At 72.2% G+C, this 15,521-nt stretch carries 9 protein-coding genes; 4 read left to right on the top strand and 5 right to left on the bottom strand.

The genetic code is table 11. From position 1 onward, the window contains the following. Positions 1-2: 2 nt before the first annotated feature. A complete protein-coding gene (locus tag ACERZO_RS45955) occupies positions 3-2,024 on the bottom strand; it encodes a type VII secretion-associated protein (RefSeq protein WP_372672302.1) in 2,022 nt (673 codons plus the stop codon). A gap of 106 nt (positions 2,025-2,130) precedes the next feature. Next, on the bottom strand, positions 2,131-6,144 hold the full coding sequence (gene eccCa / locus ACERZO_RS45950) for a type VII secretion protein EccCa (protein ID WP_372672301.1): 4,014 nt from the start codon (positions 6,142-6,144) through the stop codon (positions 2,131-2,133). 303 nt (positions 6,145-6,447) lie between these two features. Here eccCa and eccD point away from each other — a divergent pair, with 303 nt between their 5' ends. Further along, on the top strand, positions 6,448-7,812 hold the full coding sequence (eccD, locus tag ACERZO_RS45945) for a type VII secretion integral membrane protein EccD (protein WP_372672300.1): 1,365 nt from the start codon (positions 6,448-6,450) through the stop codon (positions 7,810-7,812). Between the two features lie 20 nt (positions 7,813-7,832). Next, complete coding sequence (locus ACERZO_RS45940) at positions 7,833-9,464, top strand: S8 family serine peptidase (protein ID WP_372672299.1); 1,632 nt, start codon at positions 7,833-7,835, stop codon at positions 9,462-9,464. 30 nt (positions 9,465-9,494) lie between these two features. On the opposite strand, the gene ACERZO_RS45935 is transcribed toward ACERZO_RS45940, so the two are convergent. The 3 genes from ACERZO_RS45935 to eccB all read right to left on the bottom strand — a co-directional run bounded on the left by ACERZO_RS45935 (position 9,495) and on the right by eccB (position 12,662). After that, positions 9,495-10,634 carry a WXG100 family type VII secretion target gene (locus ACERZO_RS45935; protein ID WP_372672418.1) on the bottom strand — a complete coding sequence of 380 codons (1,140 nt, stop codon included), beginning with the start codon at positions 10,632-10,634 and terminating at the stop codon, positions 9,495-9,497. Next, complete coding sequence (locus ACERZO_RS45930) at positions 10,634-10,951, bottom strand: hypothetical protein (protein ID WP_372672298.1); 318 nt, start codon at positions 10,949-10,951, stop codon at positions 10,634-10,636. Before ACERZO_RS45930 ends, ACERZO_RS45935 begins: the two co-directional genes overlap by 1 nt. Positions 10,952-11,018: 67 nt before the next feature. Beyond that, positions 11,019-12,662, bottom strand: coding sequence for a type VII secretion protein EccB (gene eccB, locus ACERZO_RS45925; protein WP_372672297.1), 1,644 nt, complete (start codon positions 12,660-12,662; stop codon positions 11,019-11,021). Between the two features lie 552 nt (positions 12,663-13,214). Between eccB and eccE the strand changes: the two genes are divergently transcribed. After that, on the top strand, positions 13,215-14,450 hold the full coding sequence (gene eccE / locus ACERZO_RS45920; protein WP_372672296.1) for a type VII secretion protein EccE: 1,236 nt from the start codon (positions 13,215-13,217) through the stop codon (positions 14,448-14,450). Further along, entirely contained in the window at positions 14,447-15,166 is a 720-nt protein-coding gene (locus ACERZO_RS45915; RefSeq protein WP_372672295.1) for a hypothetical protein, read from the top strand. Before eccE ends, ACERZO_RS45915 begins: the two co-directional genes overlap by 4 nt. Positions 15,167-15,521: the final 355 nt, after the last annotated feature.

Here is a 15,521-nt window from a genome sequence, read left to right as displayed (position 1 = left end):
TCTCAGCCGATGATCTCGACCGTGCGCACGGCCTGCGTGCACGCGGCGGCGACCCGGTCGCGCAGCTGCGCCGTGGCGTACTGGCAGCCGACGTGGACGCGGATCCGGCCCTTCGCGACGACGTACCAGTCGATCTGGAGGTCGGGCCGGTCCTTCTTGACCTCGTGGTAGCCGATCACCGTCTTGCCCGCGTACGACAGGCTCGGGTTGAACGCGCTGTACTGGTCGGGGTGCTGTTCCGCACCGCCGCGGAGGTAGTCCACCAGCTTCTGCGGATCCGCCGTCGCGTCGTAGTCCATCACGAACTCCTGCGCGACTACGAGGTCGTTGCCGTCCCGGGACTCCTGCGGGTGGATCACGACCTGCTTCTTGGCGACCTGGTCGTCGGTCTGGACCCAGTCCTCCGGCGAGACGAACTTGAAGTCGTACTGCGAAAGCGTCCGGCCGGTCTCCGCCTGGCTGCCCGAGTTCTTGAACACCAGGAAGCCGGCAACGAGCGCGGCCACGACGACCACGGCGCCCGCGACGATCCCCCAGAGCTTCCCGCGGCTCTTCTTCTCCGGCTGCGCGGTGGCGCCGCCGGGGCGGCGGCCGGGCGGCGGGGCCTGGGCGGGCTGGCCGGCCGGCGGGGTCCACGGCCGGGCCGCCGGCTGCCCGTGGGGCGGCGACGGCGGGGCCGCGCGGTTCGGGAACCCGGCCGGCCCGGGCGGGACCGGCGCGGCGGCCGGCGTGCGCGGCGGCGCCGGGCGCTGGTCCGCGGGGCGCGGGGCGACGTCGCCGGGGCGGACGACCTCCGTGCGCTGCGCGGCCGGGCTGAGGGCACCGCCGGGGACCGCGCCGAGACGTGCCATGGCTTCGCCGGGCAGTGCGCCCGTGCGGTCCGGGTCGACCAGCACCGCCCGCAGCGCGCCGCGCGCGACGACCGTCTCGGGCTGGTCGAGGCTCGTCGGCACGACGCCGGTGCGTTCGTGCACCAGCCGCGAAATCATCGGGATCCGGCTCGACCCGCCGACCAGGAAGATCGCCGTGAGCTGCTTCGGCCGCAGGCCGGCGTCGCCGATCGCCGCGACCGTCAGCTCCACCGCGCGGCCGAGCGGCGCCGCGATCAGCCGCTCCAGGTCTTCGCGGGTGACGTGCGCGTCGGCGAACGGCGGCGGCATCGGCACGTCGGTGTAAGCGTGCCGCGACAGCGTTTCCTTGGCGCCCCGCACGTCCTGGCGCAGCACGCGGCGACGGCGCCGGTCGACCATCTCCCGGCCTTCGACGAGCTGCCGCCAGGCGTCCTGGTCCGCACCGGCGACGAGCGAGCCGATGTGCTCCAGCAGCGCCTGGTCGATGTCCGCGCCGCCGAACGCGGGGTCGCCCCGGGTGGCGAGCACCTGGAAGCCGCCGCGCTGCGGACGGCCGGCCCGGTCGCGCGCGGCGTCCGGCGGCAGCCGCCGCACCACGCTGACGTCGACCGTGCCGCCGCCGAGGTCCAGCACCGCGAGCGCGTCGCCGGGGCGGCCGCTGAACTCGACGGTGCGGTCGTTCGTCACGTCCTGCGGCGCGAACGTCGCCGCGTGGTAGACCGCCGCCGCGACCGGCTCGGGCACCAGCGCGACCTCGCGCGCCAGCCCGCCGGCCGCCTGCCGCAGCAGCCGGGTGCGGATGGCGCCCCAGTCCGCGGGGTGGGTCAGCACCAGCAGGTCGACCTCGGCCTCGCCGGCCAGCCGACGCGCCTCGGCGACCGCGCGGCCCAGCACGGCGTGCACGACGTCGGTGACGCGCAGGACGCTGTCGCCGAGCAGCAGTTCGCCTTCGTCGATCCGCCGCTTCGGGTTCGGCTCGTACCGCGACGGGTCGACGGCCGCCTGCCGCTCGGCCTCCTGGCCGACGAACAGCGTGCCGTCGGCCGCCGCGAACACCGCCGAGGACATCAGCGGCTGGCCGTCGATCACCACGACCTGCGGGTCGCGCCCGTTCACCGAGGCGACGACGCAGGTGCTCGACGTCCCGAAGTCCACCGCAACCCGGACCGTCACCAGCAGCTCCCGCAGTACTTGTCGCGTTCCCCCACGTCCCGCCGGCGGGACGCGCCCTCGGGGAGGAACCTACCCACCCCGCCGGGAGCGCGTCCGGCCGCCGTCGTCAGTCGGGGTTGATCCACGACACCTGGATCAGCTGCTTGCCCGCCTTCCGGGTCAGCAGATTGCCCCGGCCCGGCGGCATCGCCGACGGCTTGATGTTGCCCACCAGCGCACCCTCGTCCCGGGAACCGTTCATCACCATGCCCGGCGCCGCGATCTCCTTCAGCTTCCCGATGATCGGGTCGTACATCGACTTCGACGCACCACCGGTGCGCCGCACCACCACCAGGTGCAGACCCACATCCTTGGCCTGCGGCAGGAAGTCGGAAATCTTCCGCAGCGGGTTGTTCGTCGACGTCGCGACCAGGTCGTAGTCATCGACCAGGATGAACAGCTCCGGCCCCTTCCACCACGACCGCGTCTTCAGCTGCTCCTGCGTCACATCCGGACCCGGCAACCGCCGCGTCATCGAATTGAAGACGTCCCCGACCATGCTCTCCAGCTGCGCCGCCGACACCGCATACCCCAGCAGCGAATCACCCTGGACGAATCCGAGCATCGTGCGCCGGTAATCCACCAGCAGGATCAACGCTTCCTTCGCGGTGAACCGCTCGGAAATACCGCGGGCGATCTGCCGCAGCAGGTTCGTCTTCCCCGACTCCCCGTCGGCGAACGCGTAGAAATGCGGCTCGGCGTTGAAGTCCAGATAGATCGGCTGCAGATCCTCCTCGTTGACCCCGATCGGGATCAGCTTCGAATCCCGGTGCGCGTCGAGCTTGAGCACCTCCTCGTAGGTGATCATCTCCGGCAGCAGCCGCACCTGCGGCGCCACCCGCCCCCGCCACGCCGCCTTGATCTTCGCCACCGCGTCCGCCACGCCGGCGGCGATCGTCTCCGGATCACTCGACCCGTCGATCCGCGGGAGCCCGCCCAGCATGTGCAGCTTCTCCCGGGTCAGGCCGCGGCCCGGGCGCCCGGCCGGGATGTTCACCGCCACCCGCCGGTCGATGTCGGACTCGGTCGGGTCACCCAGACGCAGCTCGAACCGGGTCCCGATCATGTCCTTGATCGCCGGGCGGATGTCCGCCCACCGGTTCGCGGCGATCACCACGTGCACCCCGTAGGACAGACCCTGCGTGGCCAGCCGGGTGATCGTGGTCTCCAGCTCTTCGAAGTCATCCCGCAACGCACGCCAGTTGTCCACGATCAGGAACGCATCCCCGAACGGGTCCTGCTCCGCCCGGATCTCCCCACGCCGCTTGCGGTTGCGGAACTCGGTCATCGAGTCGATCCCCATCGCCCCGAACCGGCCCTCCCGCTCGGTCAGCAGGGTGGTCAGCTCGGCCACGATCCGCCGCGCCTTGTCCGGCTCCCGCCGGGCCACCGCCACCCCGCCCACGTGTGGCAGGTCGGCCAGGCCGGCCAGGGTGCCGCCACCGAGGTCCAGGCAGTAGAACTGCGCCTCCTCCGGCGTGTGAGTCAACGCCATCGACATGATCAGCGTCCGCAGCATCGTCGACTTCCCCGACTGCGGGCCGCCGACGATCACGCCGTGCCCGGCCGCGCCGGAGAAGTCCGCCCACAACGGGTCGCGGCGCTGCTCATACGGCCGGTCGATGATCCCCAGCGGCACCTGCAACCGGCCGTTGCCGAAGAACCCGACCGGGGACAGGCCCCGGTCGTCGGTCGGGTTCAGGTTCGGCAGCAGCGTGTCCAGGGAGTTGGGGTCCTTCAGCGGCGGCAGCCACACCTCGTGCGCCGGCGGGCCCTGCCCGATCAGCCGCGACACGATCACGTCCAGCTCCGACGGTTCGACCGCTTCCTCCGACTGCGGCGTCGCCGCGACCGGGGCCGCCTCGATCTGCTGCGGTTCCGGTTCGGTGGGCAGCTCGACGAAGTCCGGGACGAACAGCTGCGGGCGCTTGTCCGCCCGCACCACCGTCGCCGCCGGCCCGGCCGCCTGGATCCCCGCCGGCCGGTACGGGCCGGAGACGTAGGAGGCTTTGAACCGGACCAGGGTCGAGGTGTCGTACTTCAGATACCCGCCACCGGGGACCGAGGGCAGCTCGAACGCGTCCGGCACCCCGATCGCCGCGCGGGACTCCGCCGCCGAGAACGTCTTCAGGCCGATCCGGTAGGACAGGTGCGAGTCCAGGCCGCGCAGCTTGCCTTCCTCCAGGCGCTGGGAGGCCAGCAGCATGTGCATCTGCAGCGACCGGCCCAGCCGGCCGATCGCGACGAACAGGTCGATGAAGTCCGGCTTCGCCGCCAGCAGTTCGGAGAACTCGTCGCAGACGATGAACAGCGCGGGCAGCGGGTCGAGGTCGGCGCCGTTCTCCCGCGCCTTCTCATACTCCCAGACGTTCTTGAAGTTGCCGCCGTTCTTCAGCGCTTCCTGCCGCCGGTTCATCTCCCCGGCCAGCGCGTCCTTCATCCGGTCGACCAGGGTGACCTCGTCGGCGAGGTTGGTGATCACCGCCGACACGTGCGGGGCCTTGTCCAGCCCGAGGAACGTCGCGCCACCCTTGAAGTCCACCAGCACGAAATTCAGGGTGCTGGAGGAGTGCGTGGCGAGCATGCCCAGGACCAGGGTGCGCAGGAACTCCGACTTACCGGACCCGGTCGCGCCGATGCACAGCCCGTGCGGGCCCATGCCTTCCGCGGCGGCTTCCTTGATGTCCAGCTCCACCGGCTGCCCGTACTCCCCGACCCCGAACGGGACCCGGTAGCGGTCCCGGATCGGACGCGGCCGCCACGCCTGCTGCACATCGAAGGTCATCGGGTCACCGGGGATGCCGAGCAGCTCCAGCAGCGACGGGTTCGACAGCAGCGGCTCTTCGTCGCCGACGTCCTGCCCGGCCGCGCCGCCGACGCGGTAGGGCGAGATCAGGCGGGCCAGCGACTCGGTCTCGACCACCGACAGGGTGTCCGGGCGGCCGAACCACTCGACCCCGCCGGCGCTGCGCGCGCCGAGGCGGTCGGGTTCGACGACCAGCCGCAGGCCACGGCGGGCGGCGAGGTTGCCGATGGAGTCGGACAGGTCGACCAGCGTGACGCCGACCAGGCCCTCTTCGAGGATGATCTGCTCTTCGCGGGTGACCTCGGCGTCGTCGACGATGATCACGACGTGCGGCTGGTCCGGCGCCGGGGTGGCGTTGCGGGAGAAGCGCTGGCGGTCACGCAGTTCTTCGTCGAGCCAGTTTTCGATCTGGGCGAGCGAACCGGCCATCATGCGGAGCTGGCCGATGCCGTCGGACAGGGTGGGGTGCTGGACGTGCGGCAGCCACTTCGCCCACTCCCACTCCTCCTTCGCGCGGCCCGCGGTGGCGATCGCGATCAGGACGTCGTCCGGGCTGTGGAAGGTGACCAGCTGCGCGAGCATCGCGCGGGTCAGGCCGCGGGTGAGGGCGCGGTCGCCCTGCATGCTGACGGCGGCGAACCCCCGGAGGGTGATCTGGGTCGGCAGGTCCGGCACGATCGAGTGCGCGCGCACGAACCGGCGCAGCGCGAGGGTCGCGATCGGCTCCAGCTCGTCGACCGGCCCGGTCTGCGGCGGGACCAGCCGCGTCGCGAGGCGGTGCGAGCTGCGCCCGACGCGCAGGTGCAGGAAGTCCTGGTCGTTCTGCCGGCGTTCCCACATGCGGCGGCTGGCGGCCAGCGGCCAGAGGGACTGCGGGTCGGGGTGCACCCATTCCAGGGCGGCACGCTGGTCGACCATCGCCTCGCGGGCGCGGTCGCGCATCTGGCCCAGGTAGCGGAGGTAGTCCTTGCGGTCTTCGTCCATCTCGGCGCGCTTGGCACCGCCACCCTTGCCCCCGCCGCCGGCCATCATCCCGAGCGTGCCGACGACCATCATGCCGCCCATGGCCATCATCATCGGGTTCCGGTTGCTGGCCTGGAACATGAAGACCATCATCCCGAGCGACGCGACGATCATGACGACCGGAAGCGCCTTCATGACGATGTTCCCGGGGATGACGCGCGGCACCTCGGGCGGCGGCTCGAGGTGCACCTCACCGCCCGGCGGCCGAGGTGCCGCCAGCCGCGGCGACTTCTTGAACTGCAGCGTGCTCATCGAAGGACCCCTCATTCAAACTCGACGATGGCGGCCACCGCTTGGTGCGAACAACCTATCGAACGCCTCGGACGAATTCCGGCGGATGCCGGAAGACCCCGCGTGCGCTGCCCCACCCTCGCCCCGCGAGTGTAGGGCCCACCACCGACAGTAACGCCGGGTTCCGGGAACCGACCGGCCGCTGCCGGTGATTTTCGGACGTTCGGTGATGCCCGCACCGGGGTTCGGTATAAGTTCCCCCGGGAGCAGTCTCGACCGAGCGGGGGCAGTGCAGTGGCTACGGGCACGACAGTTTTCAGCAGGGTGACGGTCGTCGCGCCGTCCACCCGGATCGACGTGGCGTTGCCCGCCGACGTCGCGGTGGCCGATCTCCTGCCGATGCTGCTGGACATGGCCAAGGAGTCGTCGCCGGACGGCGGGGCCCGGCACGGTGGCTGGGCGCTCGCCAAGCTGGGTGACGCCCCGCTCGACCCGAGCCGGACGCTCGCCTCGCTCGGCGTCGTCGACGGTGAACTGCTCCAGCTGCGCAAGCGCAACGAAAACCCGCCGCCACCGCTGTACGACGACGTCGTCGACGCCATCGCCGAGTCCTCGCCCGACAGCTTCCGGCCGTGGACCAAGGAGACGGCCAACCGCTTCGGGCACATCGCGGGCGGGCTGGCGCTGGTCGCCGCCGCCATCGCGCTGTTCATGAGCGGCTCGCTCTACGGCGGCAGCGCGCTCGGCGCCGCCATCGCCGGCGGCATCGGCGCCATCGCCTGCGTCGCGGTCGGCGCCACCCTCGCCAAGGCCTACCAGGCCGAAGCCACCGGGGTCCTGATCGCCGCGGCCGGCGGGCTGCCACTGGCGTTCGTCAGCGGCTTCTACATCGTGCCCGGCCTCTCCATGCGGGCGAACCTGCTGCTCGGCGCGGTCCTCGTGATCATCGTCGCGTCGGTCTGCATCATGGTCATCGGCGCCGGCATCACGACGTTCATCGCCGCCGCCACCGCGGGCACCTTCGGCGCGCTGGCCTTCCTCTTCGGCACGCTCGTCGCGCACCCGGCGGGCGGCATCGCGGCCGGCACCGTCGCGGTCGCCCTCGCCTGCATCTCGATCCTGCCGCGCGCCACGATCTGGCTCGCGAAGCTGCCGCTGCCGCACGTCCCGAGCAACGCCGAGGAGCTGAAGGAAGACTCCGGCTTCCCGGACTACCGGGCGATCGAGCGCCGCACGGCGGTCGCGCACAACTACATGACCGGCCTGATGATCGGCTGCGGCGCCACGGTCGCGGTGTCCGCGATCATCGCCGCCACCGCGCCCGGCGCGTTCGGGATCATCCTCGGCGTCGTCGCGACCCTCGTGCTGCTCCTGCGCGCCCGCGCGTACGCGAACGGCAGCCAGGCCATCGCCCTGCTCACCACCGGCCTGGTCGCGGCGACCGGCATCGGGATCGGCTGGCTCGTCACGGCGAGCGCGCAGAACCGCCTGCTCTACGTCTTCGGGGCGCTGATCCTGCTCGCCGCGGGTGCGCTCGTGGTCGGCGTGATCTTCCCGAACCAGCGCTTCTCGCCGCCGCTGCGGCGCACGGTGGAGATCATCGAAGCGATCTGCATCGCGTCGGTGCTCCCGCTCGCCCTGGGTGTGATGGACCTGTACACCACCCTGCGGCACCTGAACTTCAAGTGACCGGATCGGGTGACTCTCGGATGGCTCCAGGACGCCGGTTCGGCACGACCAGGCGAACCACGACGGCCCTGATCGCCGGCACGCTCGGCATCCTGGCCCCGGTGGGCGCGACGGTCCCGGTGTGGGCCCAGGCGGCCCCGGCCGACGGCTACTTCGCGACCCCGCCGCCGGTCGACATGAGCAAGCTGATCCCGGACTCCCGGCAGCCGGACAAGAAGTACAAGCAGTCGAAGGGCTGCGTCCAGCGCAGCACCCTCGGCCAGAACATCGTGCTGAAGAACCGGCCGTGGGGCCAGGACTACCTGCAGATCTCGAAGGCGCAGGAGATCGTCCGGGCCGCCACGAACGGCGGTGCCGGCAAGGGCGTCAAGGTCGCCGTGGTCGACACGGGCGTGACGAAGCACCCCTGGCTGCAGGACCGCCTCCAGTCCGGCGGCGAGTACGTCGCGACGGCGGCCGGCAAGCAGCCCGGCCTCGAGGACTGCGACGGCCACGGCACCGAGGTCGCCGGCATCATCGCGGCCCGGCCGGACAACCCGGAGGTCGGCTTCGTCGGCGTCGCCCCGGACGCCACGATCGTGTCCTACCGGCAGCTGAGCGAGAACTACGAGCCCGACACGTCGACCTCGACCCCGAACCCGCCCGCCAGCTCGAGCGGGACGCCGTCGTCGAGCACCAACCCGCCCGCCGGCTCGGAGTCGTCGCTGCCGCCGAGCACCGAAGGTGGTGGCGGCGGTTCCGGCGAAGGCGACCAGACGTCGCCCGGGCAGTCGAACGGCGGGCGCCAGCTGGAGAAGGCCGGCACGGCGGGCACGCTGAAGACGCTGGCCGAGATCATCCGCGGCATCGCCGAACGGCACGAGGCCGACATCATCAACATGTCGGTCGACAACTGCCGCGCCGCCGACGGGCGCATCACCGACGGTGAGCAGCAGGTCCAGGCCGCCGTCCACTTCGCCGCGTCGCAGGGCGTCGTGGTCATCGCCGCCGCGGGCAACGCGACGGACACCTGCCCCCAGAACGACCAGCCGGACGCGAGGAAGCCGAAGACGATCGTGACGCCGCCGTGGTTCGCCGACGACGTGCTGTCGGTCGGCGCGATCGACGAAACCGGCAGCGTGGCCCCGTTCAGCGTGCACGGCCCGTGGGTCGGCGTCGCGGCGCCGGGGACGCAGATCATCTCGCTCGACCCCGCCGAAGGCTCCGACGGCCTGGCGAACCTGACGTTCGAGAGCGGCGACAAGGCCAGCGCGATCCAGGGCACGAGCTTCGCGGCGCCGTACGTGTCGGGCCTCGCGGCCTTGGTCAAGGCCAAGTTCCCGAACCTCGACGCCAAGGGCATCATCAACCGCATCAAGGAGACGGCCCAGCACCCGGCGGCGCCGGGCGGGCGCGACAACTTCGTCGGCTACGGGGTCATCGACCCGGTGGCCGCGCTGACCCAGATCCTGCCGTCCGAGGTGGGGAACCAGGCGCCGATCCCGCCCCCGCAGCTGGCCCAGCTCCCGCCCGCGGGCGACAACAACAAGACCCCGATGGTCGTGGCGCTGGCCGGCACCGGCGGCGGTCTGGTGGCGTTGCTGATCACGCTGTTCGTGATGCGCACGATCCGCCGCAACCGCCCGGCCGAAACCGGCTCCACCCGCCGCTGAACGAAGTCCGGCCCGCGGGCCGGACTTCGTTCACTTCGCCGGCGGGGCCGGCGGTTGCTTCTGCTTCGGCGCGTTTTCGTCCTCGCCGATCACCGGCGGGGCGACCAGACCGGGCTCCCCCAGCAGCTCCGCCGGGGACGTCGTCGGGCGCGTCTTCGACTGGCGACGGCCGCCACCTCCGCCGCCGCCGAACGCGCCGAAGCCCATCATCGGCATCATCGGCATGCCCGACGCGCTGTGGTTCGCCGAGCTGTCCGGGGCCGGCGCCGGCTGCGGGGCCGCGTCGGCCGGCTGCGCCGCGTCGGGGGTGCCGACGCCCGTGTGCTTCGGTTCCGCCGGATCGCCGCTCGCCGACGACGGCGTCATCACCTCGTCGGCACCGCCGGAACCAGCGGCGGCCGCGGTGGTCGGCTCACCGGAGCCGGAGGCGGCCGTCGAACCGGATTCCGGTTCGTGCAGCTGGAACCGCTCGTCCGGGTACCGGTGCGCGATCTCGATGCTGCGCGTGGTCGCATCGGGGTCGTCGACGCCGTCGCAGAGCCGGTCGAACGCCTCCAGGACGTCCCGCGCGGTCTCGTACAGCGCCTTCGCCGAATCCTGCGTCTCCCGCAGCTGCGTCCGCGCCCGCTTGGTGCCGCCGCTGGGCAGCATCATCGTCTCGGAGATCAGGTCCGCGGCGTCGACCAGGACCTCGGCGAGGTCGACGACGACGTGGCGCAGCGTCGTCACCAGCTCGTCGAGCGCGCCGGCGAGGACCGTGAGCGCCTCCTGGAGGTCACCGCCCGCGGCGCCGATCTCCCGCATGTACGCGACGAACGCGTCGGCGTCCCGGCCCGCCCAGCCGGCGTCGAGCCGCCCGAGGCGGTCGTCGAGCCGCGTGGACACCTCGGCCGCCGCGGCCGCCGCCGAGCGCAGCCGCCCGGCTTCGGCGCCGAGGTCGCCCCAGCGGCCGATCAGTGGCCGGAAGTACGTCTCGACGGGGTCGATCAGCCCCAGCTGCCGGGAAACGTCGGTGAGGTAGGCCAGGTACGGCTCGGCCGTGGCGGCGATGTCGTCGCCTTCGGCGTCCGGCGCGAACGCCACCGCGGGCGCGGTGGCCGCCGGGGCGGCCGTCCGCTTCGCCAGCGGGTGCGGGATGGAGTCGGTGGAGCCCTCCGGCTCGGCGAACATCATTCCGGCCTGCCCGCGCGCTTGATGAGCTCCGCGGCTTCGGCGTCCTGCCCGCTGTGGCGGACCGTGACGTGCCGCAGCGCCTCCGCGGCCGACTTCAGCGCCTCGGCGCCGTCGACCAGCTGGCGCCGCAACGCGTCGGCCGCGCGGCCGTACGACTCACCGAGGCCGATCTGGGCCCCCAGCGCGCCGTAGGACTCGCCGGAGACGCCCCCGCCGCCCACGTCCGCCGCGGCCGCGTGCAGGTCGTCAGCGGCCTCCTCGGCGGTCCGGGCGTACTCGGCGACGACCACGCCGTCCATCCTCAAGCCGGCCATGGCACCTCTCCGCTCGCCGGAAGATCCTTCGGGCGTGTGACGTCCGCCGCCGCCCGATGGTTCCGCCTCAGCCGCCCGCCTGCTGCGTCTGGGTCGGGAACGAGCCGGCGTTCGGGTCGATCGGCACCGAGTCGAACTGCTTGAGCACGTCCTGGGTGTTCAGCGAAGCGCCGGTCGGGAGCAGGCCGATGATCGACTCGGGCGCGGGCTGGCGGTTGTTCAGCCCGATCGCGTCCGCGGTCGCCGCGTCCGGGACGCTGTAGCGCACCCCGCGGTCGGAGATCAGCTGGATCGCGCCCTTGCCGAAGCTGGCCTGGCCGGTGGCGGACTGCACCACCGCGGCGAAACCCGGCTGGAGGTAGAAGCCGGTGATCGGCACGCGGTTCGGGCCCGGCGTGGTGACCTTCGTCGTGGCGAACTTGGCGCCGTGGCTGTTCTGGCCCGGCAGCTGGGTGTCGATGTACACCGACGTGTGGCCGTCACGGTTGGGACCGTCGCCGACCACCGACCAGCCGAGGCAGGCGACCGCGGAGTTCTTCGTCGCGTCGAGCACCGTCGGGACCGACCGCGGGAAGTCGTCGACCGGGATGTAGTCGGGGTCGGTCGGCTGGAGGACGCGGACGCCGTTCAGCTTGTCGAGGCCCATCGTCTGGATCCGGCCGGAGCTGCCGTTCTTGGCCACGCGCATGATGTCGGCGACGGCGTTGGACACCTTCTGGATGCCGCCCGTGGTGATCGCCCAGAACTCCGGGTCCGCACCGGCGGGCTGCGTGGCGAAGACATCGCCCGCGCTCAGCCCCCCGAAGTTCCCCGGGGCCGCGCCGTCCGGGATCTGCGGCGGGGTCAGGCGCGAAACTTCGGGAATCGCGTTCAGCAGGCCCTGGGTGATCTTCCGCGGCTTCTGGTTCAGCTGCAGCGCCGTCGAAACCGCGTTGTGGGTGTCACTGGTGTCGATCTCGGCGCGGACGGTGTTGGCGTTGGGGCGGTTCTGCGTGCTCGGCAGCCGGTAGATCAGGTAGGTCTTACCGTTGTCCGCCTTCGCCAGCAGCGCTTCCTTTTCCCCGAGCTCGGTGCCGAGCGCACTCGGGGCGACGCCGCCGAAAACATAGGTGTTGGTCAGGTTCGCGTCGTCGGGCACCGGCCGCGTGGGGTCGAGCACGACCTGGTCGCACACCGACCAGTTGGGGGTAATGCGCTGGGAATCCGACGGCATCAGCTGCGGGCCGTCCGGAATTCCGGTCAGTTTTCCGCGCGGAATGTCCTTCAGCTGCTCGTCGGAAACGACCGTGGGATTCTTCACAGCCGCGGCACTCGGCGCGGCCGGCGCGGGAGCCGCCGTCGCCCCGCCGGCGCTGCCCGCGCTCGATTGCTTTTGCTGGGCCAGCAGGAGAAGCCTGGCCGAAGCCAAGTTGAACGTCGGGACAAGGGTTTTCGGGTTTCCCGCCATCACCACGTAGACCGTGCCGGATTGTTCGCCGATCACGATGTTCCCGGCCTCGGGCACCGACGGCGCCGGGCTGAGCAGGCCCCAGACGACGAACACGATCATGCCGAGCGCGCCCAGCACGACGCCCACGATGGTCGCCCTCGTGTGGGTGCGCATCGGGTCGTGCAGCATCACGGCGTCCCGCCGGACCAGCGCCGACTGCATCCGCCGCAGGACGAACTTGTACGCCTGAACCTGAGACTTAGTCGTGGGTGTTGATGGCATTCTCGACCTACAGCTCTCCCCGTCGCGGTACGGTTCCGCAGGATAGCCGTACGGGGACCGTCTGGTGTGGGGTTTCTACCAACTCAAGCTAGTGTCGGACACCCCGGGACCCGGCTTCCGGGTACGCAGCAAGCACGAGGGGAAGAGAAAGCGCGGATGTCCGTCACCAACCCTCCACGTCCGCCTGGCCCGCCCGGGCCCCCGCCGCCCGGCCGCCAGCCGGGCCCGCCACCCCGTCCGGTGAGACCCGGTGGCCCCGGCGGTCCCGGAGGTGTCCCGGGCGGTCCTGGTGGCCCCGGCGGACCCGGTGGTGGCCCCGGCGGACCGAGCATGCCCCCGCGCGGTCCCGGCGGCCCCGGTCCCGGTCCCGGCGGCCCGGGCGGACGTCCCGGTGGCCCGGGTGGACCCGGCGGCCCCGGTGGACCTGGTGGTCCCGGCGGACCTGGCGGCCCCGGTGGTGGCGGTCCCGGTGGTCCTGGTGGGCCCAGTGGCCCCAGCGGTCCCCAGGGGCCCGACGACGGCCCGGCCACTCCCCCGCCCGGCCCGGTGCGGATGGCACCGCCCGCCCGCCGGCGCTCCTCGGGCGTGAACCTCGGCCCGCTGCCCGTCGCGAACCTCGTCGTGCTCGAGGTCGGCCTCGCCGTCGGGCTCGTGCTGCTGGCGATCGACATGTCGCTGAAGTGGGTCGGCGTCGGCATCGTCGGCTTCGCCCTCATCGTCGCGCTGCTGCGCTGGCGCGGCCGCTGGTTCACCCAGTGGATCGGCCTGACGCTGCGCTACTCCTTCCGCTCCCACGATCGCGTCGCCGAGCCGCTGCCGCCGAGCACCGTCGAGGAGCTGGCCGCCGAAGAGACCACGGTGACCGGCCCGGACGACGCCCGCGTCAACCTGCTGCGCGTCGCGGTCCCGGACCTCGTCGTGGCGCACGGCGTCGACCACGAGCGCCAGCAGGTCGGCCTCGCGTGGAACGACGGCACGTGGACGGCGGTACTGCTCGTCGAACCGACGCCGGCGCTGATCACCCAGGCCGGCGGCGCGCCGAGCCTGCCGCTGTCGGCGCTCGCGCCCTGCCTCGAGGACCGCGGCGTGGTCCTCGACTCGATCCAGACGATCTGGCACTGCTACCCCGGCAGCGCGGCGCTGCCGGCGGACTCGCCCGCGCTCAGCTCCTACATGGAGGTGCTCGGCCCGCTGCCCGCGGCGGCGCGGCGGACGACGTGGGTGGCGATCCGGCTCGACCCGCGGCGCTGCCCGGCGGCGATCCGCGAGCGCGGCGGCGGCGTCGTCGGCGCCCACCGCGCGCTGATCGGCGCGCTTTCGCGGGTGCGCAACGCGCTGGAGTCCCAGGGCGTGCCGACCCGGCCGCTCGACCCGGACGAGCTGCTGCGCGCGAGCATTTCGGCCGCGGAGCTGACGTCCGTCGCCGGTTCGCCGAGCAAGGTGACGCTGCAGGAGCGCTGGTCCGGCGTGACGGCGGCGGGCATCGGGCACGCGAGCTACGCGATCACCGGCTGGCCGAAGGGCAAGATCACCAGCAGCCTGAACGCGCTGACGAGCGTCCGCGCGCTGTCGGCGACGCTGGCGATGTCGATCTCCCCCGCGTCCGACGAAGGCAAGATCGGGCTGCGCGGCGTGGTCCGGCTGAGCGCGCGCAACCCGCGTGAGCTCGAAGCCGCCGACCAGCGGCTGCAAGGCCTGTCGGAGCGGCTGGGCGTCGACCTGACGCCGTTGCGCGGGCTGCAGGTTTCGGCGTTCGCCGCGACGCTGCCGATCGGAGGGACAGCATGAGCACGCGGATGCGTGACGCCGGGCAGAACCTCGGGGTCGCACCGGAGTTCACGGTCGACCCGGCGATGCTCGACGCGGTCAGCCCGTCGGGCGACCGCGGCGGCATCGTGCTCGGCTCGGGCCTCAAGGGCGAGCCGCTGACGATCTCGGCGCTGCGCTCGACGCCGACGCGCATCGTGCTGGTGGGCGGGCTGTACCTGGCCCGCCAGGTGGCGATGCGCGCGATGGCGGTCGGCGCGTGGGTCGTGGTCGCGACCGGACGTCCGACGGAGTGGCAGGTGCTGTCCCGCGCGGCCGGCACCCGCGACGGCCGGCCGTCGCCGCTGGTCCAGATCCGCCGGCTGTCCCCGGTCGAGCTGCCGCGGCCGTCGGAGGACGCCCCGCTGCTGGTCGTCACGGACGGCGGCCCGACCCCCCAGGACCTGTTCCCGCCGCGGTCGCCCTGGCAGACGACGGTCTACGTGCTCCCGTACCTGCACCCCCAGGCGGGCGCGACGGCGAACGCGGCGGACCTGGTCCTGATGCAGCGGCTCCCGGCGGGCCAGGCCGAGCTGGCGGCGCGGATCTGGCGCCTGCCGCCCCAGATGATGCGCCAGCTGACGACGTTGCAGGACGACCAGGTGGTGGCCCTGGGCCGCAACCTGTGGCGGCCGCTGAGGCTGGTGACGACGGGCAAGGAGCAGCAACTGCTCGGCCCGGTCCGCCGCGGCGACTGACACCGCCCGCGGGACGGTTCCGGTGGTCATGAACGACTCGTTCATCGCATCTGACGAGGTGAACGACTCGTTCATGCCATCCGCCGCCTGGAACGACTGACTGCCCACCGCATCGCCAGGCCACAAAGGCGAGAGGCCCCCGAGAACAGACACCAACGAGAACCCAGACTCCCCCGCACCCCGATCCGAAGCCACAACACGGCCGGCAACACCGGGTCAAGGCATCTTTCCCGCCTTGACGCGGTGTTGCCGGCCGTAGTCACAATGACAGCTTCGGGGTGCCGGAAGGGCTTTGGCAGGACAGCTGTTCCAGCCCCACCCCGAACACCATGAACGACCCATTCATGTCACCTGA

It is taken from the genome of Amycolatopsis kentuckyensis, assembly GCF_041679295.1.
GTDB classification, from domain to species: domain Bacteria; phylum Actinomycetota; class Actinomycetes; order Mycobacteriales; family Pseudonocardiaceae; genus Amycolatopsis; species Amycolatopsis kentuckyensis_A.
This window is presented reverse-complemented; position numbering and strand designations above follow the sequence as displayed.

Bases quoted from the DNA above. Each gene is read 5' to 3' on its own strand.
- ACERZO_RS45915 (WP_372672295.1), top strand. From the start codon at position 14,447: ATGAGCACGCGGATGCGTGACGCCGGGCAGAACCTCGGGGTCGCACCG.
- ACERZO_RS45930 (WP_372672298.1), bottom strand. From the start codon at position 10,951: ATGGCCGGCTTGAGGATGGACGGCGTGGTCGTCGCCGAGTACGCCCGG.
- eccE (WP_372672296.1), top strand. From the start codon at position 13,215: ATGGCACCGCCCGCCCGCCGGCGCTCCTCGGGCGTGAACCTCGGCCCG.
- eccB (WP_372672297.1), bottom strand. From the start codon at position 12,662: ATGCCATCAACACCCACGACTAAGTCTCAGGTTCAGGCGTACAAGTTC.
- eccCa (WP_372672301.1), bottom strand. From the start codon at position 6,144: ATGAGCACGCTGCAGTTCAAGAAGTCGCCGCGGCTGGCGGCACCTCGG.
- ACERZO_RS45940 (WP_372672299.1), top strand. From the start codon at position 7,833: ATGGCTCCAGGACGCCGGTTCGGCACGACCAGGCGAACCACGACGGCC.
- ACERZO_RS45935 (WP_372672418.1), bottom strand. From the start codon at position 10,634: ATGTTCGCCGAGCCGGAGGGCTCCACCGACTCCATCCCGCACCCGCTG.